The sequence below is a fragment of the Undibacterium sp. WLHG33 genome (assembly GCF_049544815.1).
GTDB lineage: Bacteria > Pseudomonadota > Gammaproteobacteria > Burkholderiales > Burkholderiaceae_D > Undibacterium.
Genome location: NZ_CP186697.1, coordinates 2,743,591 through 2,768,276 on the forward strand (window position 1 = coordinate 2,743,591; position 24,686 = coordinate 2,768,276).

General features: G+C 50.6%; 21 protein-coding genes. 8 read left to right on the forward strand and 13 right to left on the reverse strand.

Annotated elements, in window-relative coordinates; all coding sequences use genetic code 11:
* The first annotated feature begins 12 nt into the window (after positions 1-12).
* Positions 13-4,167, forward strand: a complete 4,155-nt coding sequence (gene hrpA, locus ACOTSW_RS12525) for an ATP-dependent RNA helicase HrpA (protein ID WP_423679416.1) — start codon at positions 13-15, stop codon at positions 4,165-4,167.
* 84 nt (positions 4,168-4,251) lie between these two features.
* Here hrpA and ACOTSW_RS12530 read toward each other — a convergent pair whose 3' ends face one another.
* The gene (locus tag ACOTSW_RS12530; protein ID WP_423679417.1) at positions 4,252-4,914 is read right to left on the reverse strand and encodes an oxidoreductase; all 663 of its coding nucleotides are present in this window, start codon (positions 4,912-4,914) and stop codon (positions 4,252-4,254) included.
* Between the two features lie 207 nt (positions 4,915-5,121).
* On the opposite strand from ACOTSW_RS12530, the gene ACOTSW_RS12535 reads away from it, so the two are divergent.
* Positions 5,122-6,018 (forward strand): DMT family transporter, encoded by an 897-nt coding sequence (locus ACOTSW_RS12535; protein ID WP_423679418.1) that lies wholly within the window; start codon positions 5,122-5,124, stop codon positions 6,016-6,018.
* Positions 6,019-6,052: 34 nt separating this feature from the next.
* Here the strand turns inward: ACOTSW_RS12535 and ACOTSW_RS12540 are convergent, their stop codons facing one another.
* A complete protein-coding gene (locus ACOTSW_RS12540) occupies positions 6,053-6,652 on the reverse strand; it encodes a hemerythrin domain-containing protein (RefSeq protein ID WP_423679419.1) in 600 nt (199 codons plus the stop codon).
* A 224-nt stretch (positions 6,653-6,876) separates the two neighbouring features.
* Positions 6,877-8,739 carry an oligoendopeptidase F gene (pepF, locus tag ACOTSW_RS12545; protein ID WP_423679420.1) on the reverse strand — a complete coding sequence of 621 codons (1,863 nt, stop codon included), beginning with the start codon at positions 8,737-8,739 and terminating at the stop codon, positions 6,877-6,879.
* 376 nt (positions 8,740-9,115) lie between these two features.
* Here pepF and ACOTSW_RS12550 point away from each other — a divergent pair, with 376 nt between their 5' ends.
* Positions 9,116-10,081 (forward strand): bile acid:sodium symporter family protein, encoded by a 966-nt coding sequence (locus ACOTSW_RS12550; protein ID WP_423679421.1) that lies wholly within the window; start codon positions 9,116-9,118, stop codon positions 10,079-10,081.
* Positions 10,082-10,152: 71 nt separating this feature from the next.
* Positions 10,153-10,950: a 2-oxo-tetronate isomerase gene (gene otnI / locus ACOTSW_RS12555; protein WP_423679422.1), complete on the forward strand. Its 798-nt coding sequence runs from the start codon at positions 10,153-10,155 to the stop codon at positions 10,948-10,950.
* A gap of 150 nt (positions 10,951-11,100) precedes the next feature.
* Here otnI and ACOTSW_RS12560 read toward each other — a convergent pair whose 3' ends face one another.
* Positions 11,101-12,126, reverse strand: coding sequence for an NADP-dependent oxidoreductase (locus ACOTSW_RS12560; protein ID WP_423679423.1), 1,026 nt, complete (start codon positions 12,124-12,126; stop codon positions 11,101-11,103).
* Between the two features lie 302 nt (positions 12,127-12,428).
* On the opposite strand from ACOTSW_RS12560, the gene purU reads away from it, so the two are divergent.
* Together purU and ACOTSW_RS12570 are read left to right on the forward strand one after the other, a co-directional pair.
* A complete protein-coding gene (gene purU, locus ACOTSW_RS12565; protein ID WP_423679424.1) occupies positions 12,429-13,304 on the forward strand; it encodes a formyltetrahydrofolate deformylase in 876 nt (291 codons plus the stop codon).
* Positions 13,304-13,846: a YaeQ family protein gene (locus ACOTSW_RS12570; protein ID WP_423679425.1), complete on the forward strand. Its 543-nt coding sequence runs from the start codon at positions 13,304-13,306 to the stop codon at positions 13,844-13,846. Before purU ends, ACOTSW_RS12570 begins: the two co-directional genes overlap by 1 nt.
* 109 nt (positions 13,847-13,955) lie before the next feature.
* On the opposite strand, the gene cysK is transcribed toward ACOTSW_RS12570, so the two are convergent.
* The 4 genes from cysK to yjgA all read right to left on the reverse strand — a co-directional run bounded on the left by cysK (position 13,956) and on the right by yjgA (position 17,475).
* Positions 13,956-14,930 carry a cysteine synthase A gene (gene cysK / locus ACOTSW_RS12575; protein WP_423679426.1) on the reverse strand — a complete coding sequence of 325 codons (975 nt, stop codon included), beginning with the start codon at positions 14,928-14,930 and terminating at the stop codon, positions 13,956-13,958.
* A 401-nt stretch (positions 14,931-15,331) separates the two neighbouring features.
* A complete protein-coding gene (locus tag ACOTSW_RS12580; RefSeq protein ID WP_423682314.1) occupies positions 15,332-16,009 on the reverse strand; it encodes an alpha/beta hydrolase in 678 nt (225 codons plus the stop codon).
* A gap of 256 nt (positions 16,010-16,265) precedes the next feature.
* Positions 16,266-16,883, reverse strand: a complete 618-nt coding sequence (mog, locus tag ACOTSW_RS12585) for a molybdopterin adenylyltransferase (protein ID WP_423679427.1) — start codon at positions 16,881-16,883, stop codon at positions 16,266-16,268.
* Entirely contained in the window at positions 16,870-17,475 is a 606-nt protein-coding gene (gene yjgA, locus ACOTSW_RS12590) for a ribosome biogenesis factor YjgA (protein WP_423679428.1), read from the reverse strand. Before yjgA ends, mog begins: the two co-directional genes overlap by 14 nt.
* An 81-nt stretch (positions 17,476-17,556) precedes the next feature.
* On the opposite strand from yjgA, the gene pmbA reads away from it, so the two are divergent.
* Together pmbA and ACOTSW_RS12600 are read left to right on the forward strand one after the other, a co-directional pair.
* Positions 17,557-18,909, forward strand: a complete 1,353-nt coding sequence (pmbA, locus tag ACOTSW_RS12595) for a metalloprotease PmbA (protein WP_423679429.1) — start codon at positions 17,557-17,559, stop codon at positions 18,907-18,909.
* Between the two features lie 82 nt (positions 18,910-18,991).
* On the forward strand, positions 18,992-19,945 hold the full coding sequence (locus tag ACOTSW_RS12600; RefSeq protein WP_423679430.1) for a hypothetical protein: 954 nt from the start codon (positions 18,992-18,994) through the stop codon (positions 19,943-19,945).
* A gap of 96 nt (positions 19,946-20,041) precedes the next feature.
* Here the strand turns inward: ACOTSW_RS12600 and ACOTSW_RS12605 are convergent, their stop codons facing one another.
* The 5 genes from ACOTSW_RS12605 to ACOTSW_RS12625 form a co-directional block, all read right to left on the reverse strand.
* On the reverse strand, positions 20,042-20,755 hold the full coding sequence (locus tag ACOTSW_RS12605) for an ABC transporter ATP-binding protein (RefSeq protein ID WP_423679431.1): 714 nt from the start codon (positions 20,753-20,755) through the stop codon (positions 20,042-20,044).
* Positions 20,752-21,513: an ABC transporter ATP-binding protein gene (locus ACOTSW_RS12610; protein WP_423679432.1), complete on the reverse strand. Its 762-nt coding sequence runs from the start codon at positions 21,511-21,513 to the stop codon at positions 20,752-20,754. The genes ACOTSW_RS12605 and ACOTSW_RS12610 overlap by 4 nt, the downstream gene beginning before the upstream one ends.
* Complete coding sequence (locus ACOTSW_RS12615; RefSeq protein ID WP_423679433.1) at positions 21,514-22,392, reverse strand: branched-chain amino acid ABC transporter permease; 879 nt, start codon at positions 22,390-22,392, stop codon at positions 21,514-21,516.
* A 4-nt stretch (positions 22,393-22,396) separates the two neighbouring features.
* Complete coding sequence (locus ACOTSW_RS12620) at positions 22,397-23,278, reverse strand: branched-chain amino acid ABC transporter permease (protein WP_423679434.1); 882 nt, start codon at positions 23,276-23,278, stop codon at positions 22,397-22,399.
* 238 nt (positions 23,279-23,516) lie between these two features.
* A complete protein-coding gene (locus ACOTSW_RS12625) occupies positions 23,517-24,647 on the reverse strand; it encodes an ABC transporter substrate-binding protein (protein ID WP_423682315.1) in 1,131 nt (376 codons plus the stop codon).
* Between the last annotated feature and the right edge of the window lie 39 nt (positions 24,648-24,686).

The window sequence follows — 24,686 nt, forward strand, 5'->3', positions numbered from 1 at the left end:
ATGCGCGTTGCTATGTCTTCTAATCATTCTCCTAAAAATTCCCAAAAAAAAGCAACGTCCACCACGATAGACGGTTTATCTGGCTTACGTGAGTTGCGTCAGCAATTGCGGCAAGCCACCCCGGCAGCAGAAAATACTGCAACTCCTGCAGCGAAGTCGCAGACTGATCAGGTGCGCCAACCTGCGTCACCAGCTGCTTCCACGGTCACATCGCAAGCTCAGCGCGGACGTTCAGAACGCCCCGCAATTAAGCCTGCGGGACAGTCGCCTGCGCGTAGCGGTGCGAGGCTCGCAAATACAGCCACGGCTGCCGTGAGCGATGACAGCAACCTGCCTTTCCGCAATCCGCTGCCTGTTATTACGTTTTCCGAAGAATTGCCTGTGTCCGGCAAGCGCGCCGAAATCGCAGAAGCCCTGCAAAAGCATCAGGTCATCATCGTCTGCGGTGAAACCGGTTCGGGTAAAACCACGCAATTGCCAAAAATATGTCTGGAACTCGGGCGTGGGCGCAAAGGCCTGATCGGTCATACTCAGCCGCGCCGGATTGCGGCTTCATCAACCGCCAAGCGGATTGCGCAGGAATTAAATTCGCCACTTGGTGAGCATGTCGGTTTTAAAGTGAGGTTCACCGATACGCTGAGCAAAGGTGCCTCGGTCAAATTAATGACCGATGGTATTTTGCTGGCTGAAACGCAGACTGATCCTTTACTGCGTCAATACGACACCATCATCATCGATGAGGCGCATGAGCGCAGCCTGAATATTGATTTTTTGCTCGGCTATCTGAAGCAATTGCTGCCCAAGCGCCGCGATCTGAAGATTATCATCACGTCTGCGACGATTGATGCGCAACGTTTTGCCAATCATTTTGCCGACGATTCTGCTTCTTCACGTGGCGCAGAACCCAGGCCTGCGCCAGTCATTGAGGTATCGGGACGTTTGTATCCTGTGGAGGTACGTTATCGCCCGGTGCAGGATACCGAAAAAGATAAAGAACGTGATCTGATGACGGCGATTACCGATGCGGTCGATGAGTTATGCCGTATCGGTTCCGGTGATGTGCTGGTATTTTTGCCGGGCGAGCGCGAGATTCGTGACGCTGCGGAAGCCTTGCGCAAACATCATCCCCCGCATGTTGAGATACTGCCTTTATTCGCCCGTTTGTCAGCGCAAGAGCAGGAGCGGGTGTTCAAAGTGTCGAATGCGCGTCGCATTGTACTCGCGACCAACGTCGCAGAAACATCGTTGACGGTGCCTGGCATCCGCTTTGTCGTCGATACCGGTCTGGCCCGCGTCAAGCGTTACAGCTACCGGAATAAAGTAGAACAATTGCAGGTTGAACCCATCGCGCAATCGGCAGCGAACCAGCGTGCTGGCCGTTGCGGACGCGTCTCTGCCGGTGTTTGTATACGACTGTTCGACGAACAGGAATTTCATCAGCGCATCCGTTTCACTGAACCGGAAATTTTGCGCTCTTCGCTGGCCGCGGTTATTTTGCGGATGAAGTCCTTGCGACTTACCGATGTAGAAAGCTTCCCCTTCATTGAACCGCCGCCGGGCAGAGCGATTGCCGATGGCTATCAGCTCTTGCAGGAGCTGGGGGCAATGGATGACAGCAATCAATTAACTGCCGTGGGGCGTCAGCTTGCGAAGTTGCCGTTAGACCCGCGAGTCGGGCGCATGATCCTGGCCGCGCGTGATAACCAGTCCTTGCAGGAAGTGTTGATCATCGCTGCTGCTCTATCAGTGCAGGACCCGCGCGACCGGCCTATGGACGCGCAGGCGGCAGCCGATCAGGCACATAAGAAATTTGCGGATGAAAAATCTGAATTCATTTCGTATCTGAAAATCTGGAAATGGTTTGAGGATGCGATAGAGCATAAAAAAACCAACCGTCAGTTGCAGGATAATTGCCGTAGCAATTTCCTGAGTCAGATGCGCTTGCGCGAATGGCGCGAAGTGCATTCACAATTGCTGACCATCGTGAAAGAGCAGGGCTGGCGTCTGAATGAAACTGCCGCCACTTATGAACAACTGCATCTGTCTTTACTGACTGGCTTACTCGGGAATATCGGCTATAAATCCGAGGAAGAAGCGCATTACCTTGGTGCCCGCAGTATCAAGTTTTATATCTGGCCCGGCTCCAGTCTGGCGAAGAAAGCCGGACGCTGGATTATGGCGGCAGAGCTCGTTGATACCAGTCGTTTGTACGGGCGTTGTATTGCTCAGATACAGCCGGAATGGCTGGAAAAGATCGGCGGTCATTTACTGAAAAAATCCTACGGCGAACCGCGCTGGGAAAAGCGGACGGGTCAGGTGTCGGCGTTTGAACGAGCGACCTTGTATGGATTGGTCGTCTACAGTCAGCGCAGGATTCAGTATGGTTTGTATCACCCGGTCGAAGCGCGTGAGATTTTTATCCGCGAAGCTTTGGTGGAAGGCGAGTTCGAGACACGCGCGCCGTTCTTTGTCCACAATCAGAAACTGGTGCGGGAAATTGAAAATCTGGAACACAAATCGCGCCGTTTGGATGTGCTGGTCGATGCTGAACTGATTGTCGCGTTTTACGACAAGCTGATTCCGCCTGATGTATATAACGCAGTGTTGTTTGAGGAGTGGCATAAAGAGGCGATCAAAGCCAACCCCAAATTGCTGCATCTGAATAAAGATGATTTGATGCGCCACGAGGCTGCAGGCGTGACGACGGATTTGTTTCCGAAAACTATGCAGGTTTCCGGTGTGGCGCTGCAACTCAGCTACCATTTTGAACCTGGCAGCCCGCGTGATGGCGTGACATTGACCGTGCCTTTGTTTTCACTGAATCAGGTGTCGGCAGAACGCTGTGAGTGGCTGGTGCCCGGTATGCTGAAAGAAAAAGTGCACTTGCTGATCAAATCCTTGCCGCAAAAAATACGCCGTCATTGCGTGCCTTTGCCGGAATATGCGGCTGGCTTTTGCGAGCGTAATGATTTTGGTAAAGGAAATTTCCTCGATGCCGTGATTGCCGATATCCGCGAGCAAAAAGGTTTGCTGTGTAAAACCACCGATTTTAAATTTGAGACCTTGCCTGTACATCTGACGATGAATTTTAAAATCGTGGATGAGCATGGCCGTCAGTTAGAAATGGGGCGGAATCTGGCGAATCTGCGTGCTGAATTTGGCGGCCAGGCGCGTGAAAGTTTCCAGAAAATTGCGAGTGCAGAAAAGCTGGCGCTGCTGGATGCGCAGACCACTGCTGCCAGTGCGGTATCACGCAAAGGCAGCGGTAATATAGCTCCTCAGAAAGCGTCAGCAGCTGCACCGGCGCCGGTGCTGAAGCAGGAAAATTTTACAGGCTGGACTTTCGACAGCCTGCCGGAATTGCTGGAAGTACAGCAGGGTAAGCAAACGCTGATCGGCTATCCGGCGCTGGTGGATAAGCTCACGCATTGTCATATCGAGGTATTTGACGATCCGGACGAAGCAGCGCGGGTGCACAGAATAGGTCTGCGCCGCCTGTTTGCTTTGCAGCTCAAGGAGCAGGTGAAATTCCTTGAGAAAAATATTCCGGGTTTGCAGCAAATGGGCATGCAGTTCATGGCGCTGGGCTCGCAGGAAGAATTGCGCGAACAGATTATCCAGACGGCGATTGAACGCGCGTGTCTGCAGCAGCCCCTGCCAACTAATTCTGGTGAATTTAATATCCGCCGCGAGGAAGGAAAGGCGCGCCTGAATTTGCTGGCGAATGAAATCGCCCGTATGGCGGGGCAGATACTGGCGGAGTATCACAGTCTGCCGAAGAAAATTCAGGGCATTAAAGCCCATGCGCAAGCGGCGGCGGATATTCAGAGTCAGTTACAGATGCTGATTACCAAACGCTTTATCGCAGATACTGACTTCAGCCAGCTGGTGCATTTTCCGCGTTATCTGAAAGCGATCACGATACGTATGGATAAGCTGCGTGCCGACCCGGCGCGTGACGCTAAATTGATGGCGGAGTGGAACAGCGTCGCGCAACCATGGCAAAGAACGCCTCGTAAAACAGGTGCCGATGCTGATCCTAAATTGCTGGAATTCCGCTGGTTGCTGGAAGAGTTGCGGGTGTCTTTGTTTGCGCAGGAATTGCGCACGCCGATGCCGGTGTCGGTGAAGCGCTTGCAGAAAGTCTGGGAAAGTATGCAGCGTTAATGACATGCTGATACTCTGAGTATATATGCGCCTTTCCGGTAGTTTTTACCCGGGAAGGCGCGTTTTTATTGAGGTTTTAAATTTTTATCTGCGGTTTTCTATGCGAGTGTCAGCGTGTTGCAGTTGGTCTGACTCAAGTATGTGAAAACCATCGTCAAACGTCACAGCGGCGTTGATCATTGCAGCTGCGACGTCAGTCACATTAACTGCCCGGTAGCGCAAGGGAATCAGGGGCCCCAGCAGGTGCGAGACAATAATGGCAGCAGTTTCTGCGGGGCGCTTATCGGCTCTGCTGCCGCCATACAGCAAAGACGGACGCACGATAGTCAGCGCTGGAAAATTCAAAGCGTGTAAATCATTTTCCACCTGACCTTTGACCCTTAAATAGAATGAACGTGCATTTGCGTTTGCACCAAGTGCGGAGTTATATACAAATCGAGGTGTGCCAGAGGCTTTAGCGAGGCGGGCAGCGGCCAGTACATAGTCGTGGTCAACACGGGAAAATGCCGCTTGCGATCCGGCGATCCTGATGGTGGTGCCCAGCGCACATAACACTGCATCGGCCTGCCACCAGTCTGCATCCGGTGGTAAATCGGCATACTCAACGATGGGATTGCGTAATTGCGGATGCTGCGCCAGGGCTCTACGCGTCGGCGCGGTCACTTGCGAGACATCCCTGTGCGCCAGCGCTTGGGCAACTAATTGCCGGCCCACCAAACCAGTACCGCCCAGAATTAATAATTTCACTTTTCGCCTCTGCTCTTTTTTATACTGCTGATTTTTACCTGCAGCGCAGAAAATCAGATATACGGAATTTTGATTTAAACCAACCTGTATGTGTTGCAATCATAAATCTGTCAATCCACTGTCATGGGACGGGTCGCTTTTGCCACTGCCGCGATGGTATGCTAGCGGACTTTGCTGATCGCTATTTCTTTCCCATTCCGATTGTGTATGAATCATAAACTGACTCCCGGCACCATTTTTTTACTGGTATTTGCACCACTGCTATGGGCGGGGAATGCCGTGGTCGGACGTATGATACATAGCATGGTGCCGCCGGTAAGCTTGAATTTCTTTCGCTGGGCAATTGCTTTTCTGATTTTGTTACCGATGGCTGCCGGTATCTTTAAACGCGGCAGCATATTCTGGTTTCGCTGGTATCGCTACGCAATTCTTGGTCTGCTTGGTGTGGGCATGTACAACGCCCTGCAATATCTGGCGTTACAAAGTTCCACTCCCATCAATGTCACGCTGGTGGCGGCGAGTATGCCGGTGTGGATGTTATTAATCGGGCGTTTATTTTTTCAGGCACCGATTTCCCGCTCTGCGGTAGCAGGTGTGGTCGTATCGATCGCCGGGGTATTGCTGGTACTGAGCCGTGGTGAGCTTCAGCATCTGATGGCGCTGCGTCTGGTTCCAGGCGACCTGCTGATGCTGCTGGCGGCGATTTGCTGGTCACTGTACAGCTGGCTACTGACGCGCGGTGGCGACGGCGAGTTGCGTGATCACTGGTCACATTTTTTATTGGCGCAGGTCAGCTTCGGGCTGGTCTGGTCGGGATTGTTTGCAGCGGGTGAATGGATGATTGCTGCTCCGGTTATTCAGTGGAGCAGTACCCTGGTGGTGGCGATTATGTTTGTCGCAGTCGGGCCGGCGCTGATTGCGTTTCGCTGCTGGGGAATGGGCGTACAACGGGTCGGACCGAGTATTGCGGCGTTTTTCAGTAATCTGACACCCTTATTTGCGGCTTTGCTGTCGTCGCTATTTTTAGGCGAAACGCCACAGCTTTTTCATGCGGTGGCGTTTTTACTGATTGTTGCCGGTATTGTTTTATCTTCAAGACGCTGATCTTAAGTCGCTGAAGAACTTTTTCAGTATTGCGTTATAAGGGATCGGGTGCAGCTGAAGCTCTTGAACTGTGACTGATGATGTAGGAGAACAATTGTTCGTAACGATAGCGTTCGCCAGCGCCATCAAGCTGGTGACGGTTTTCCATGAATGCCTGATCCACTTCTTGCCAGTCGTTGACATTTAATACCAGTTTGGCGACCGGCAAAACTTCATTCTCTTCCGTTTGCATGTGAGCGTAATAGAAGAGAGCATATTGTTCTGCCAGGTCCCTGAAATGCGGAAATGCCGGCACGCCGAAAAACTCGTATTTCAATAATGCGTTTTGCAGATTGCGCACCAGATATTCGCCGTTACCATGCTGTTCGATTAAGGCATCCAGTACATTGTCGAGCTGGTGTGTGCGCTCTTTTATCTTGGAAAACAGAAATTTGTCTTCCTTAGGATGATGCACTTTTTCCGGATATTCGCAGATATAAAAAAGGATCGCACGGAATAGTTTAAGGTCAGGCGGTGCTTCTCCTTTATCTGTCGAGCGTACAAAGTCCAGCATAGTCTGTATGACTGCAGACAAATGCTGATGTTCTTGCTGAATGATATCGACGGATATTGGATGGAAGTTTCTGGCGCACATGACGGTCTCCGCAGAATTTTCTTTTACTGTACTCTGTGTGCCCGATTTGCTCTTTGATACCGATCAAATAAAGCGAGGCGTATTGAAGGATTTCGTTGACTTCCTCTGATTTTTTTAGGTTGAACGGCGTGAATATTGGCATTTTGTCGCGTTTCGGCGATATAAAAAAACCTCGTTCCGGATGGCGTGGAACGAGGTTAGTTTTAGCTGATTCTGCCTGAGGTTCAGCGTTTTGTAATGATGGCTTCAATCTGATCCATGATGCTGTTCATGCGTTTGAATACCGCCTGATATGGTGCTGGTGATGCCAGATCGACACCCGCTTTTTTGACCAGATCATAAGGGTAGGCTGAGCCGCCAGCTTTCAGAATATTCAGATAATTGTCTCGCGCACCCGGTTGTGCTTTCAGGATTTCATCGGCAAACATAGAGCCGGCGGCAATTGAGGTCGCGTACTGGAATACATAGAAGCGATTATAAAAATGCGGGATGTAAGCCCATTCTGTTGCATAGACATCGTCGATTTTCATGACACCTTCTTTATCGCCGTGATAACGCTTCAGGATATCGCCGTAGATTTTGGTGAGTCCTTCGCCCGTCAATGATTCACCTTTATCCACGCGCGCATGCACTTCGCGTTCAAAGTCGGCAAACATGGCCTGCCGGAAGAATGTGCCGCGCAAGTTTTCCAGTGCAGAACCCAGATACAGCAGACGCTCATCGTCGCTCTTAGCGATTTTCAGCATGTGATCGAGCAACAACACTTCGTTGGTGGTCGATGCGATTTCAGCCGTGAAAATAGGGTAATCAGCGGTGCTGAACGGCTGATGTTTATTCGCCAGATACGAATGCATTGCATGGCCCCATTCATGCGTGAGTGTGGAGACTGATTCGTAATCGTCGTTGTAATTCAGCAGTATGTATGGATGAACATCATAAGCGACGCCGGACATGTAGGCACCCGAACGCTTGCGTGGGCGTGGATAAACGTCCATCCAGCGCGCAGTACTCGCTATAGTAATGGCATTGACGTAGTCGTCGCCAAGTGGTTTGACTGAACTCAGCATCAGTTTCACACCGTCGTCGATGCTGTAAGTGAAATTGCCGGAAACCAGTTGCGGGTAAATATCGAAATAGCGCAGGTCTTGTACTCCCAGCATTTTTGCGCGCAATTTGAAATAACGGTGCAGCGTAGGCAGATTGGCGCGGGTCTGATCGACCAGCGTGTCGTAAACGGCACGGGGCACGTTATTGCCATCGAGCGCATGAGTCAGTGAGTCCGGGTAGTTGCGCACTTTGGCATATACGGCATCACGCTTGAGCTGCTCGTAAAACGTGACGCCGTAGCTGCGTTCAAATTCTTTCCATTTGCCCCAGAATGCGTCAAACACCAGTTTGCGGTCAGCACGGTTCGGCGAAGCGCGGTATTTGGTGTAAGCGGCCTGATCGATGGTGACTTGCTGACCGTCAGAAAGCGTGATTTTTGGCCAGGGCATTTCCGCATTTGACAGTGTTGAATAAACGGCACTTGGGGCATTGGTTGCCATGCCGAATGTCGCGATGAGTTCCTCGCTTTTTTTATCCAGCGTGTGTTGCGCACCGCGCAGGATGTCGTGCAGGCCAAAGCGGTAGGCGGCGAGTGATTTGTCCTGATTCAGATACGCATCGATTTTCTTTTGTCCCAGATTCAGTATCTCAGGACGGAAGAAAGAACTTGCTTCTTCTAGCTTGCTGCCGAGTATATCTGCATTCTGCAAAATATCCTGGCCTTCATTGTCGCCTGTGTCCTGATCACGGAATTGTGAGGCGTAGGTCGCCAGACGTGCATAGCGTTTCAGAATATCGGCATTCAGATCCATGCAGGATTTGAAGTTGCTGATCTTATCGCCCAGATGACCGCTGCACTTCTTCAGCTCAGTCAATTGTGCTTCCAGTTTTTTTGCGTCGGCATTCCACGCAGCACGGTTCGCATACAGATCGGCGAGATTCCAGCGTTGCGCTTCAGTGTCATTACTGTGCGCCGCAAAGCCGCTGACAGGAAAAGCAAACGCGAGTGCCAGTAAGCTGGTGATCAGATGTTTTTGCATAGAGTCTCCGGAGTCGGGTAGCACCGGCACTGGCCGGCGAAAATGATTGCAAAAAATACTTCAGATGATGTGATAAAGGCAAAAATATACAGGTAAATTCACCGCTTGAATTCAACTGACAGTCAGATGAATCACAGATTTGATAAAACCCGCGCAATTCCGGAGAATCTTCTGGTTTTACTTCGTTTGACTATTTTTTATACGATTTAGATTTTCCTTTTTAGTGAGCGGTGTATTCGTTCTTCGTTAACCGTTCAGCGGGTGGTTGCTGTGTGATTGCCACAATTTTATGAATAGCTGCATTGCGTTTTGATTAGGGGAATATGTTCAGATGATTCAAGTACAATGAAGCTCATTTTTATTTCTATCGTCACCTATGAAACGCCCCCGCTTTTTACCTGACAACATGACTTTACTTTTACTGGGCGTGATTCTGATCGCCAGTTTTTTTCCGGTAAAAGGAGCGCTCGCGGTCAGCGTTGATCATCTGTCGACACTGATGATCGCTTTGCTGTTCTTTATGCACGGTGCCAAATTATCGCGTGAGGCGGTGGTGGCGGGGATGACGCACTGGCGTTTGCATTTACTGGTGCTGGGCGTGACATTTGCCGTATTCCCTTTGCTAGGCATCGTGCTCAAGCCGGCGCTACTGACTGTGCTGACTCCGGATTTATATCTGGGCATGCTGTATCTGTGCCTGCTGCCTTCAACAGTGCAGTCATCCATTGCCTTCACCTCGGTTGCGCGTGGCAATGTTCCGGCTGCGGTATGCAGTGCTTCTGCCAGTAATCTGCTGGGTATCTTCGTCACCCCTTTGCTGGTCAGCCTGTTAATTAAAGCCAACAGCGACGGACATTCGTCTGCCGATGCGATGCTGAAGATTGTTTATCAGTTGCTGTTGCCGTTTGTGGCCGGGCAGATCATGCGACCTTATTTACAGGCATGGATCACCAGACATGCGACCGTGTTAAAAATGGTCGATCAGAGCTCGATTCTGCTGGTAGTGTTCGTGGCGTTCAGTGAAGCGGTTGTGCAAGGATTGTGGCATCAGGTGCCAACGCTGATGTTATTGACGCTACTGCTAATCAGCGCGGTCATACTGGCTCTGGTGATGGGGTTTACGACGATGATCAGCCGTCGCCTTGGTTTCACTAAAGAGGATGAAATCACTATTGTTTTTTGCGGCTCTAAAAAGAGTTTGGCGAGCGGTGTACCGATGGCGAAAGTGTTGTTTTCCAGCGGCTCCGTCGGCATGGTGCTGTTGCCGGTGATGCTGTTCCATCAGTTGCAACTGATGGTCTGTGCGGTGCTGGCGCAACGCTACGCCAAACGACCGATATAAACATTCATCGATTTAACTGAATCCGGCCTGTGTCAGACCTGCCTGAATGCCGGATTTTTAAGGAGAAATACATGCCTCGTTTTGCTGCCAATCTCAGCATGATGTATACCGAAGTCGATTTTCCTGCACGTTTTGCTGCTGCGGCAAAAGATGGTTTCACTGGAGTGGAATATCTGTTTCCATACGATTATCCGGTCCAGCAATTACGTGAATTGCTGGACGCGAATAATTTGCAGCAAGTCTTGTTCAATGCGCCGCCCGGAGACTGGGCCGGCGGTGAGCGCGGGCTGGCGTCTTTGCCGGGGCGCGAGGACGAATTCAAGCGCAGCTTTGATCTGGCGCTGGAATACGCTCGCGTGCTGGGCAACCGTCATATTCATGTGATGGCAGGGCTGATACAGCCTGAGCAGGACAGGGCTCGCCATCGCGCGGTGTATCTGGGTAATCTGGCGTATGCAGCTTTGCTGGCTTCACGTGAAAATGTGACGGTGTTAATTGAGCCTATCAATACCCGAGATATGCCGGGCTATTTTTTATCTGAGCAAAATACGGCACAGGAAATCTGCGAAGAAATCGGCGTCAGTCATTTGCAAGTGCAGTTTGATATGTATCACTGTCAGATTATGGAGGGCGACATCACACGCAAGCTGCAGCGGGATATGCACAGACCGCGGGCTGGCATAGGCCACATTCAGATCGCGGGTGTGCCGGATCGTCACGAGCCATCCGAAGGTGAAGTCAATTACCCGTATCTGTTTCAATTGCTCGATGATTTGGGCTATGAGGGTTGGATAGGGTGCGAATACCGGCCGAGGGCGGGAACCTCAGAAGGTCTGGCGTGGATCAGACCCTGGCAGACTGCGAAATAAATTACTTCGTCTTGAAAAAGAATATAGCCAGTATTGTCCGTCAACGCTTATGCCCGGTTGATGGTCTCTAGCTGTCATCGTCGGTACAAAAAATAAAAACGGTCTGAATTTTTCTCAGGCCGTTTTTTTTGTATCAGTTCAGATGAAAAATTACTCGTCTGCGACTTGCAGAATCAGCTTGCCGAAATTTTTTCCATCGAACAGCATCATCAGCGTGTCAGGGAAAGTTTCTATGCCCTTAACGATATCTTCGCGGGTGTGGAATTTACCCTCGGCCATCCATTTACTCATCTCTGCGACGGCTTCGCCATAGCGCGCTGCGTAATCAAAAACGACGATACCTTCCATACGCGCACGATTAACCAGTAACGATAAATAGTTGGCAGGACCTTTTACCGGTGTTGTGTTGTTGTATTGGGAGATCGCTCCGCAGATGATGATGCGTGCCTTCATGTTGATGCGGGTCAGCACGGTATCAAGAATATCGCCGCCGACATTATCAAAATACACGTCAACGCCATTCGGGCAGTGCTCTTTCAGTCCATCACGGACCGAGCCGGATTTGTAGTCGATGCAGGCATCAAAACCGAGTTCATTCACCACGAAATCGCATTTGTCTTTGCCTCCGGCGATGCCAACGACGCGGCAGCCTTTTTGTTTGGCAACCTGACCGACCGTTTGACCGACCGCACCAGCCGCACCAGAAACGACGACGGTTTCACCCGCTTTCGGCTGGCCGACATCGAGTAAGCCAAAGTACGCGGTCATACCAGGCATGCCGAGCGCATTCAGGTATTTCGGTAAAGGTGCGAGTGCCGGATTAATTTTGTAGAAGGCTGCTGTTTTATCATTTGCTGCGCCAACCCAGTATTGCTGCACTCCTGTACCGCCGGAAACATAGTCGCCGACCGCAAATAAAGGCGATTTCGATGCCACCACCTTACCGACACCGCCAGCGCGCATGACTTCATCAATCGCGACCGGGCGGATATAGGATTTGCCTTCATTCATCCAGCCGCGCATCGCAGGGTCCAGCGAAATGTAGATCGTTTGGACGACGATTTCACCATCGTTAATCTCTCTGACTTGTTCGGTGGTGAATTTCCAGTCGCTGTGTTTCGGGGAGCCGACCGGACGTGCGGCGAGGCGGTATTGCTGATTGCTGAAGCTGCTCATGTTGTCTCCTGTGTTTTTGGTGATGTCTTACGGATGGGATAGTGGCTATCGCCGTTTTTTTGCGCCAGCATCAATATACACGAAATAGAACGTACGTGCTTTTTGTTGCCGCTATTTTAAAACGTCGTGAAATTCAGGATCGATTCTCGCTAATCCGGTACCGATGCGCGACGTACCTGCGATGAACGTGCGACAATAGGCGGTTACGGTTTTTAGCTTTGTTTTGCTTTAAAATTACGGGTTATTCCAAATTAAATTTGCCTCACCCCCGAATGTTATGTGTATTCGGGCGAAAAAATAACATGATGACCATACGACCAGAATATATTCTTACGCTTTCTTGTCCTGATCAACGCGGTATCGTACACAGCGTTTCAGGATTTTTAGCCAATCATGGCTGCAATATCATCGATTCTGCGCAGTTTGGTGATGAACAATCCGCTACGTTTTTTATGCGCGTGCATTTCGCTGTTGAAGATGCTGGCGTCAAAGAGACAGCGTTACGCGAAGAATTTGCGGAACTCGCTCACGGCATGCAAATGAGCTGGAAGCTCAATGATGCGCATCACAAGCCAGCCGTGATACTGATGGTTTCTAAAATTGGTCACTGCCTGAATGATTTGCTGTTCCGCTACAAGAGTGGTTTATTGCCGGTAGAAATCAAGGCCATCGTTTCCAATCACACCGATTTTTATCAGCTTGCTGCCAGCTACAATATTCCATTCCATCACTTACCGTTAGCGGCAGGTGCATCGGCTGAAGCCAAGCGTGCGCAGGAAGAAAAAGTGCTGGAAATCGTCGCTGCCAATCAGGCGGATCTGGTAGTGCTGGCGCGCTACATGCAGATATTGTCGCCGCAGATGTGTGATGCACTCAAAGGCAAAGCAATCAATATCCATCACTCATTTCTACCTAGTTTTAAAGGTGCAAAACCTTATTATCAGGCGCATGATCGTGGCGTGAAACTGATCGGTGCGACCGCGCATTTTGTGACTGGTGATCTGGACGAAGGTCCGATCATTGAGCAAGACGTCGAGCGCGTTGATCATGCGATGGAACCAGAAACACTGACCGCCATCGGGCGCGATGTTGAGTGCGTGGTGCTGGCGCGGGCGGTGAAATGGTTTGTTGAACACCGTATTCTGCTGAATGGTCACAAGACAGTGGTGTTCAAATAATGGCATTGAAATCGATTATTTACAAAGCCGATCTGAATATCTCGGATATGGATCGCGGCTATTACGCCGATCATAGTCTGACGATTGCCCGTCATCCATCGGAAACCGATGAACGCATGATGATACGCGTGCTGGCATTTGCGATTCACGCTGCTGAGCGACTGGAATTCGGCAAAGGTATTTCCGATACCGAAGAGCCTGATCTGTGGGAAAAAGACTATACCGATGCGATACAACTGTGGGTCGAAGTCGGGCAGCCCGATGACCGTCGCTTACTGAAAGCCTGCGGACGTTCTGAGAAAGTGATTGTCTATAGCTTTGCCAGTGCCAGCGATATCTGGTGGAAGCAGATGAACAGCCGCCTCGATCGCGCAAAAAATCTGAAGGTGATGAATGTGCCGTCGGCACAAAGCCAGGCGCTGGAAAAACTCGCACAACGTACTATGCAATTGCAATGCACGATACAGGACGGACAAATCTGGATGTCTTCCGGCGACGCCTCGGTACAGATCGATCTGGAACTGCTGAAGGATTTCGGCTGAACGGTTTTAATCGTTTGCTTAAAAAACGGCTAGCGGATAAAAGCGGAGGTAACTCTGTTTTTTCCCAAGCCGTTTTACTTCGGTGTCACGACTTTGGCGTTATGGCTGTTTATACGGCCACACCTGCCGCATCAAAATAACCTTCAAACAAGACTGAGCTCAGATAGCGCTCGCCGGAATCCGGCAAAATCGCGACGATGGTTTTGCCTGCATTTTCAGGTATAAACGCGAGCCGGGTTGCTGCCGCTACCGCAGCACCACAAGAAATGCCGGCGAGTATGCCTTCTTCTTTGGCGAGTCGCTGCGCAAACAACACGGCGTCTTCGTTGCTGACTTGTTCGATCTGATCGATCAGCGATAAATCCAGCACATCAGGCACAAAGCCAGCGCCGATGCCCTGAATTTTATGTGGTCCCGGCTGCAAAGGCAGGCCAGCGCGTTGCTGCGTCAGTATTGGACTGGAAGTCGGCTCTACCGCGACGGTCTGCAGGGTTTTTCCCTGCGTCTTTTTCAGATAACGGGAAACGCCGGTAATGGTGCCGCCGGTGCCGACGCCAGCGACGAAAATATCGATGTTGCCCTTGGTGTCTTCCCAGATTTCCGGGCCTGTCGTGCGTTCATGTACTGCCGGATTCGCCGGGTTTTTAAACTGCTGCAACAAGACATAACGATCCGGGTCGCTGGCGCGGATTTCTTCGGCTTTGGCGATCGCGCCATTCATGCCTTTAGGCCCTTCAGTCAGTACCAGCTTCGCGCCGAAGGCAGCAAGTAATTTCCGGCGTTCTATGCTCATGGTTTCCGGCATCGTCAATGTCAGCGGTATGCCTTTGGCTGCGGCGACAAACGCAAGGGCGATACCAGTGTTGCCGCTGGTGGGTTCTATCAGTTCTTTGCCTGCGCCGAGCAATCCGCGTTCTTCGGCATCTGCGATCATCGCCGCGCCGATACGGCATTTGACGGAGTAGGCTGGATTGCGGCCTTCCACTTTCACCAGTACCGTGGCACCTGCACCGGCGGTGATGCGGTTGAGGCGAATCAATGGTGTGCGTCCGATGGAATCTGCGTTATTCAAATAAAGTGCCATGATGGTCTTTCAGAAGTTGGGTGTATGGATACTACGAGTCAGGTGATGCCGCGTGATTGATCTTTATTAAGCGTGCTTCCTTACATTTTTTGCGTATATCGATATGAAAAAAAAAGAGGGTGGACGCTCTTCCTTTTGTCATACTTTTTTGCTGCTCAGGATGTGCGCGTACTATACATCGCAAACGCTGAGTATGGTGATGCCGCCATCGGTCCCATGCGCGTATCGCCGTCGCGGCGGCATTCAGACCAGCCCTATTTTGCGCCCCGATTTTATAAAAAATGCAGAAAAATGGGGAGTATATGCAAAAAACGCCTTATTCTCAGCAGAAAATAAGGACGTTTTAAAATACTGGGGGGAGTATATTTTTGCCGCTGAGACGCTTGCAGCGCTCAGTTTGCTCAGGCTGACGCAGTCAGTACCTTTTTCAGCCACAGCCCGATATCGCGGATTTCTTCGGCGCAGACCGAATGCGGCATCATGTACTCATGCCATTCAATCTGATAACCGAGTTCTTTCAGCAGGTCACGCGATTGTTCTGCACGTTGAATATGAATCACAGGATCGGCGCGACCATGCACCAGAAACACTGGCGTATCCTGATTCGCCGCACTGCGTTCGGCAGCGACCACATCACGCAAGGGTACATATCCGGATAAGCACAGCAAGCCGGCCAGTTTTTGTGGATAGCGTAACCCGGTTTGCAAGGTCATGGCACAACCTTGCGAGAAACCCGCGAGGAAAATTTTGTTGGCCGGAATGCCGCGTGCCACTTCGCGCGCGATCAGTTTTTCAATTTCCACTTGCGATGCGCGTAAGCCTTTTTCATCTTCGCGGCGGGCGATGTCGGTGCCCAGGATGTCATACCAGGCGCGCATTACATAGCCGCCGTTGATCGTCACTGGCATCGTTGGCGCGTTCGGGAACACGAAGCGGATGCCAGGTAAGCCGCTCAGATCGAGTTCCTGAACGATGGGGACGAAATCATTGGCATCTGCGCCCAGACCATGCATCCAGATAATAGCGACGCTGGGATTGGTGGCGCTTTCAATTTCTACGGTGTCGAGGTAATTGCTCATGGCTGACGGAGTGTTTTTCTTGGTTGAAGGGGAATTGCGGATGTCGGATGATGTCTGTTGTTTCTTGGATGTGCCCGGAGTGATTGTATTCACCGCAGTCACCGCGTTTACAGTTGCCCCAAAGGCGTTATTGAGCAGGTCCAGCGCTGAGGAGACGAGCAAAGCAGAGATCCATAATCGTCTTGCTGATGGCGGAAAATCTGCTTTGTTCATCTGTCTGAGCAAATAGCGGGCGACCCGTTTGAGCGGGAGGCAATCAGGATTTTTGTCGTAACGCCGATTTAGGGCGGAAGACTTTGCAGACCGATTCGTGCGTTTCTATGTAAGGCCCGCCGATGAGGTCGATGCAATAAGGAATTGCTGCGAAAATGCCGGACACAATCTGTTTGCCATCCGCATCTTTCAAACCTTCCAGCGTTTCTTTAATCGACTTCGGTTGTCCCGGCAAATTCAGAATCAATGCGGCGTGATCAGCGGTTTCTCGTATCACAGCCACTTGCCGTGACAAGATCGCGGTCGGCACAAATTGCAGGCTGATCTGACGCATCTGCTCGCCGAATCCCGGCATCTCTTTGGTGGCGACCGCCAGCGTGGCTTCCGGCGTCACATCGCGCCGAGCAGGGCCGGTGCCGCCAGTAGTAATCACCAGATCGCAGCGCGCCACATCGACCAGCTCAGTCAGTGCCTGTTCAATTGCCTGACGTTCATCGGGAATCAGGCGGGTTTCCATCACCCAGTTACTCGCCATGGCGGTGCTGAACCATTCCTGTAACGCGGGCAAACCCTGATCCTGATAGACGCCGGCGGATGCGCGGTCGGAGATTGACACCAGGCCTATGCGCAGAGCGCGGTCGGCCGCATCAGTATTGCTCATGATCCTCATCCTCCTGACCTTCCGCATCTTCCAGTGTTTCATCACCCGCAGGTGCTTTCTGCAATTCTTTCAGAATCTGGAAAATCTCGCGATAGGCTTTTGGTGGTTTGTTTTCTGCCTGTTCTTTGCGCGCATTGCGGATCAGTGTGCGCAATTGCTGCACATCGAGATGCGGATGTTCCGACAGCAATTCTGTCAGAGCATTATCGTCTGTCAGCAGTTTGTCACGACGGCGTTCGAGTGCATGCATCGCCGCAGTTTCCGCTTTCGATGAGCCTTTCCAGCTGTCGATGGTTTTCTGGATCAGCGCGATTTCAGCTTCATCCAGTGTGCGCATTTTTTTGCCGACAAATTGCATCTGACGGCGACGACCTTCATGGTTCGTGATTTGCTGACATGCGAGAATCGCGTCGCGCACATCTTCCGGCATAGGAACGCGTTTGACGCGGTCACGCGCCTGTTCGACCAGTTCTTGTCCCAGTTTTTGCAACGCGGTCATTTCGCGTTTGAGCTGAGATTTTGAAGGACGTTCGTATTCCTGTTCAAACTCGCTGGATTGGTAGCCACATGAGCCCCGGTTTGGATTTGGCATAATTCTGCGCCTTTACTATAAACTTAATGAAACGGCTGCTATGATACCCGTTTTAGTTCAGTCTCCAAAGAAACCTCATCTATGAGCAAGCCAGTTTTTACCCATACCCAGGATCAGTTGAAACAAATTGCACAGGATATGTTGCTTTTTGCTAAGGAAAAAGGCGCTTCCGATGCCGCTGTCGAAATCAGCGAAGGCGAAGGTTTATCGATCAGCGTGCGCAAAGGTAAGGTGGAAACGATAGAACAGAACCGCGATAAAGGTATCGGTATTACTGTTTATATCGGACAAAAACGCGGCAATGCGAGCACCTCTGATTTTTCCCGTCAGGCGCTGAAAGATACGGTTGATGCAGCGTATAACATCGCCCGTTTTACTGCCGAAGACGATTGCGCCGGCCTGGCGGATGCGGAACTGTTTGAAATGGCACCGCGCGACCTGAAGCTGTGCTATCCGTGGCAGATCAGCGCAGAAGAAGCGATCGAGATCGCCAGACGCACCGAAGCGGCAGCATTCGCGGTCGATAAACGGATTACAAACAGTGAAGGCGCCAGTGTTCATGTGCAGCAGTCGCATTTCGTTTCTGCGAACTCGCGCGGCTTTATCGGTGGTTACCCGCTTTCCCGTCATACCATCGCCGTAGCACCGATTGCAGGTAAGGGCGCCAAGATGCAGCGTGACGACTGGTATTCATCACAGCGCAATCCGAAAAAACTCGCCCAGCCTGAAGCCATCGGCAGTTATGCTGCTGAACGTGCTCTGGCGCGTCTGAATGCTCGCAAACTGACGACCCGTAAATGCCCGGTTCTGTTTGAGGCACCATTGGCTGCAGGCTTGCTGGGATCGTTTGTGCAGGCGGTTTCCGGCGGCGCTTTGTATCGTAAATCTTCATTTTTGCTGGATTCGCTGGGGACGCAGATTTTTCCTGAACATATCCAGGTGCTTGAAGATCCGCATGTACCGGGCGCGGTAGGTTCGTCGCCATTTGATGATGAAGGTGTCCGCACCCAGCGCCGCGATGTGGTCAGCAATGGTGTCTTGCAGGGTTATTTCCTGTCCACCTATTCGGCGCGTAAGCTGGGAATGCAAACAACTGGTAATGCCGGCGGTTCGCATAATCTGAGTCTGCTGTCATCGAATACAAAAAAGAGCGATCAATTTGCTGCCATGCTCAAAAAAATGGGCACAGGTTTGCTGGTAACCGAGCTGATGGGGCAGGGTGTTAATTACGTTACTGGCGACTATTCGCGTGGCGCTTCCGGCTATTGGGTGGAAAACGGTGTGATTCAATATCCGGTCGAAGAAATCACGATCGCAGGCAATATGCGCGACATGTTCATGCAGATTGTGGCAGTCGGTGCCGATACGCTGGTACGCGGCACCAAGCAGACTGGCTCGATACTGATAGAGAGCATGACGATAGCGGGTAACTGATTCTCTCACGTACCGCGCAAATGAAAACGGCCATCACAGATGGTCGTTTTTTTATGCTGAATTCCTCATTTTAAAACTTGCTATGGCTGTTAAAAATTTACTTTCCTTTTTTATTTTGTTGTTGCTTTCATCTGCGGGATTTGCGCAGCAGTCTTTGCAAGGTGTTGAGGTATTGGGAAATAAACTGATAGCGAGGGAGACCATCCTGAGTGGGGTTCCTCTGCAAACGAATACGCCGTTACCATCAGATATGTCCTCGCTTAAAGCATGGTGTGATACGTTGGAAGTCCGGCTTCATGTTCCGTTTGCGCGATGCGGTATCGTTGGTTTTGGCGGCGGCAAGGTCTATGCCGTTGTTGATGTTGTTGAAGCAGGAGATGAAAGTAAATTAAAGACTCCCGAAAAAATCCCATATCGCGACATTGAAATGAATTCAGACTTATACAAGTTATCAAGGCAACTGACTTCCGTCTGGATAGAAAAACTCAAGAAAAGTGCCGGCGTAAAGAGTTTTGTCTCGCGCGGTGTTTTTCTTGATTATGACGATCAAGAATTATCCTTGTTGGCGAATCAGTTATTTTTGCTTGCTTCGGTGCAAAAACAGGCGATATTTGATGTACTACTATATTCAAAGAGCGAGTCGCAGCGCACAGAGGCAGCACATTTGCTGAACTGGTGTGGCGACCCTCAGGCAGCGATGATCAAAGCAATGGTCGCTTTCAGAGATGAGAGCTCGCCAGTAAGAAACAATCTTGTTCAATTCATTTCTTTTTACTTTAGCTATATACCGTCAGCAGACATCCACCATCTTATCGGCGACCTTGCATGGCAATTGAACCTGCCTTCTCACACCGACAGGAATAAAGCCTTGGGAGTTCTTTTTTTACTATTAAAAAAGCATCCTGAAATGGCAAGAGAGGTGAAGGAACTCGCTGAAGATCAAATCACTTACCTGGCTAAAAATAGCGTGTTGCCCAATGTTGGTGGCGTGGCGAAAAAAATTCTGGAGCAATTAAATAAGGATGCACCGGGATAACGGTGCTTTGCGACTGACTTGTCATCAGATAATCGCAGGCGATTGCCTGCGATTCGGATTTCGGATTGCTGATTACGTTTTGGTTGGCATTCGAGATCAGGCACCCAGATAAGCCTCGATCACTCTCGGGTTGTTCAGCAGATTCTGACCGCTGTCTTGCAACACAATTTCGCCATTTTCAAGAACGTAGCCACGCTGGGCAATTTTCAGTGCTTGTCTGACGTTTTGTTCCACCAGCAAAATCGTCAGCCCGGTCTGGTTGATTTCTTTCAGCACGCGGAAAATTTCCTGCACCATTAACGGTGCGAGCCCCATTGATGGCTCGTCGAGTAGCAACACTTTGGGTTTTGCCATGAGAGCGCGGCCAATTGCGAGCATTTGTTGTTCGCCACCGGATAAATTGCCTGCGAGTCCGGAAGCGCGGTTTTTCAGCACCGGAAACAGATGAAATACGTAGTCCAGATCCTTGCTGATCTGCGCTTTATCTTTGCGGGTGTAAGCGCCGAGATCGAGATTTTCCTGCACTGTTAATGTGGTCAGAATCGCGCGTCCCTCGGCTACTTGTACCACACCTTTTTGTACGATCTGATGCGGTGAGAGTGTCGTCAGGTCTTCACCGTTAAACAGGATGTTTCCGGTATTCGCTTTGATCAGACCGGAGACTGCCAGTAATGACGTGCTCTTGCCCGCACCATTGGCACCGACGAGAGCCGTGATCTCACCAGCGTTGAGTTCCAGTTGTATATTTTTGACGGCACGGATGTGACCATACGATACGCTGAGGTTATGGATGCTTAATATCGTGCTCATGCAGCATCCTCCTTGCCAAGATAAGCTTCGATCACATTCGGATTAGCGCGTACCTCGTCCGGCGTGCCCTCTGCAATGATTTTACCGAAATTGAGTACCGCGATGCGGTCACAGAGTTCCATCACAAAACGCATGTCGTGTTCAATCATGAAAATCGAAAATCCGCGTTGACGGATATTATTAATCTCAGCCATCAGCTCGGTTTTTTCCGCGGGATTCATACCAGCGACCGGCTCGTCCAGCAGCAATAGTTTGGGTTGTGTCGCGAGCGCACGCGCGAATTCCAGCTTACGTTGTTCGCCGTACGATAAATTGTCGGCCAGCATGTGTGCTTTGTGATCGAGTCTTACCCAGGTCAGCAATTCATGGGCACGTTCACGTGCTTTTGCTTCTGCATTTCTATATGCGGCGAGATTAAATAACATACTGCCGACGCTGTAATTGAGGTGCTCATGCATACCAACGACGACGTTTTCCAGCAAACTCATTTCCTTGAAAATGCGGATGTTCTGAAATGTGCGGGCGATGCCGAGTTGCGTGATTTTGTGAGGCTCCACCACGCTCAGATCCTGACTATTGAAGCGTATCTCGCCGCTGGATGGGCGCAGCAGACCGGTGATCAGATTCACGATAGTGGTTTTACCTGCGCCATTCGGGCCGATGAGGCCGAAAATACTGCCTTCAGGCATGGAGAAGCTGACGTCCTGCAAGACCTGCAAGCCGCCGAAATTTTTACTGATAGCTTGTAACTGCAACACTTAAGCAACCTCTTCAGACTTGCTGGATGTGAATTTGCGGCGCAGCGCGCGGATTTTAGCTGGATCCCAGATGCCCTTAGGCAGGTAAAGAATTACGATGATCAGGATCAGACCATTGGCGGCGAGACGGAAATCCTTCAGTGAGCGCATCACTTCCGGCAACAGTGTCAGTATCGTACTGCCTATCACCGGGCCGATCAGGTTGCTGGTGCCACCAAAGACGGCCATCGTCAGAATTTCGACTGCGTTTTCAAACGCATAATTTCCCGGACCTATGGTGAATGTGTAATGCGCATTCAGCCCGCCCGCGATGCCGGCGATCACAGCGCCCAGCACAAATGCCAACAGTTTGTAGCCAGCGACGTTAACGCCCATTAAGCGCGCGGCAATTTCATCTTCTTTAATCGCTTCAAATGCTCGCCCGGTTTTTGAGCGGCGTAATCTTGCGAGGATGAATAAGGTGACGCCTAAAGTCAGGGCGATATGCCACCATTCTGTTTTCAACGGAATGCCGTTCAGACCCATAGGGCCGCCGGTGATTTCCATGTTCAGAACGATAACGCGGACAACTTCACCGAAACCAAGTGTCGCCATTGCCAGATAAACACCCGACAGACGCAGGGTCGGAATCCCGATCACGAGGGCAACGAGTGCGGGAACAACAGCCGCTGCAAGCAAGGCGACCGGGAACGCAAGTTCGGTCTGCATGCTGATCATCGACGCGGCGTACGCGCCTATACCCATGAACGCTGCGTTGGCAAGCGATAGCAAGCCGCAAGACAGGGTCAGATAAATTGACAATGCCAGCATCGCGTTGATGCCGATGCCGAAAATAACGTTGCTGTAAATAGCCCAGAAACCATCCCACCATTCGAGCATGATCTTATGCCTTTCTTTCTAAAATCTTGCCAAACATACCGGAGGGACGAACCAACAAGATCACAAACAATAAACCAAATGCCACCGCGTCACGGAAATCACTGGACATGTACGCTACGCTCATTACTTCGGCAAAGCCAAGAAATAAGCCACCGATGAGGGCTCCGCGGATATCGCCCATGCCACCGAGAATAATCACTGCAATACCTTTGTGCAGCATGGGTTGTCCCATGAATGGTGAAATCGCGTTGAAAGACAGGCCGACCAGCACACCGGCCGCACCGCCGAGCGCCGCTGCAGCAAAAGAGGTGAACAGAAATAGACCTTCAACGTTAATACCAAGCAGATACGCTGCTTTAGGTGACTCGGCGATAGCGCGTAAGGCTCTGCCCAGTTGTGTGCGGCGCATCACGATCAGCAATACGACCATCAGTGCAAATGAAATCAGGACAATGGCTAATTGCACGGCAGTCAGGTGCAGATTACCGACAGTAAAACTTTCTTCCGGTATCGTACCAAACGGAAAACGTTTGTTTTCTGCGCCAAAGAAGCCCTGCGCCACGTTCGTAATCATGATGGCGACGCCGATGGTGGCGATCATCGGCGCCAGATGCGGCGCATTCCGTTTGCGCAATGGCCGCAATACCAGAAAATCGACAATCACGCCGATCACGCCGCACGTCAGCATGGCGATCAGCATCGCCAGCCACAAGGACATCTGAAATTGACTGACAAGTAATAAGGCAACATAGCTGCCCAGCATAAAGATAGCGCCGTGTGCGAGATTGATGACGCCGAGTACGCCGAAGACAAGAGTAAAACCGAGGGCGAACAATGCGTACACACTACCGAGTGACAGAGCATTGATAAGTTGTTGTTCAAACATGATGATCCAGGCGAAAAACTGCTGCAGCTATTGCAAATATAGGACTCAGCATCAGTTTTGTCAGAAAAGCGTTTTAAGGAAATGAAATAAATTCAGTTCAGAAACGCCGATGCAATGCGGGTAAATATATCTGTGAATAAATCAAAATCGGGGCAGAGCAAAAATTTTTACTGTTGCCATATATCAGCGATCACGCAACGTCAGCGCGCGGTGTGATCGCTGTACCTTCAGCGTCGTCTTACTTCAGCAGAATAAACTTACCGCCTTTAGCAATATTGACGATGGCTTCTTGCTGCGCATCGTAACCAGCTTCTTTTCCATCCTTGGCAGCGGCGCGGCGGAATGCAAACTTACCGGTGGCTCCTTCGAATTTAATTGCTGGCAGGGCATTACGCAAAGCAATGCGGTCTTTATCGATACTGCCAGTCAGTTTTACTGTTTTTAATGCTTCAGCAACGATATTGAGCGCGTCAAATGCCTGTGCTGCGAACTGATCCGGCTCATTGCCAAATTTAGCTTTGTAATCGGCGATAAATTTTTTATTGGCTGCGGAGGCATTTTCTATCGACCACGGGCTGCCCATTAAAGTATCGTCCGCTGCGTCTTTGGCGATTTCAAACAGCTTGGGTGAATTGAATCCGTTACCGCCGATAAAAGGCTGCTTCATGCCCAGCGAACGGGTTTGCAGAATAATGTTGGCGGCTTCTTCGGCCAGGCAGGAGCAAACGATCGCATCGGGATTCGATGCCTTGATTTTAGTCAGTTGCGCCTTGAAATCAACGTCGCCCTTTGCATAAGTTTCGGTATCTGTAACGCTGATTTTTTGATCCGCGAGTGCTGACTTGAAGACATCGTAGCCACTCTTGGTGAAGGCATCATCATTGCCATAAAGCACGGCAACTTTTTTAATGTTGAATTTTTTAACTGCAGCGCGGGTCGTTACTGGCAAAACGTCGGCTTCCATCACAGAGTTACGGAAAGTGAAAGGTCCCATATTCGTAATGCCGTCGGCAGTATTGCTGGTGCCAAAAACCACGGTTTTAGTCGCGTTGGCGATAGGATCAGCGGCAAATGCGGAGTTCGATAAGGTCGGACCAAAAATCAGCAAAACCTTTTCCTGGAAAATCAGTTTTTTGAAAACATTGATGGCTTCTTCCTTTTTGCCTTGCTCATCTTCGACAACAAGCGCGATTTTGTTACCGTTGACACCACCTTTTGCATTGATACCATCGGCTGCCAGAGTAAAACCATTTTTGATTGCTATCCCGTATTTTGCCGCAGGGCCAGTCAGTGCTTCGGCAACCCCGACTTTAATATCGGCCGCATTGCCAAGTGCTGACCAGCCGAGTAAGGCACTTGCAACTATCATTTTAAGTTGATGTGACATAAAGGTTCCCTGAAAGAAAGT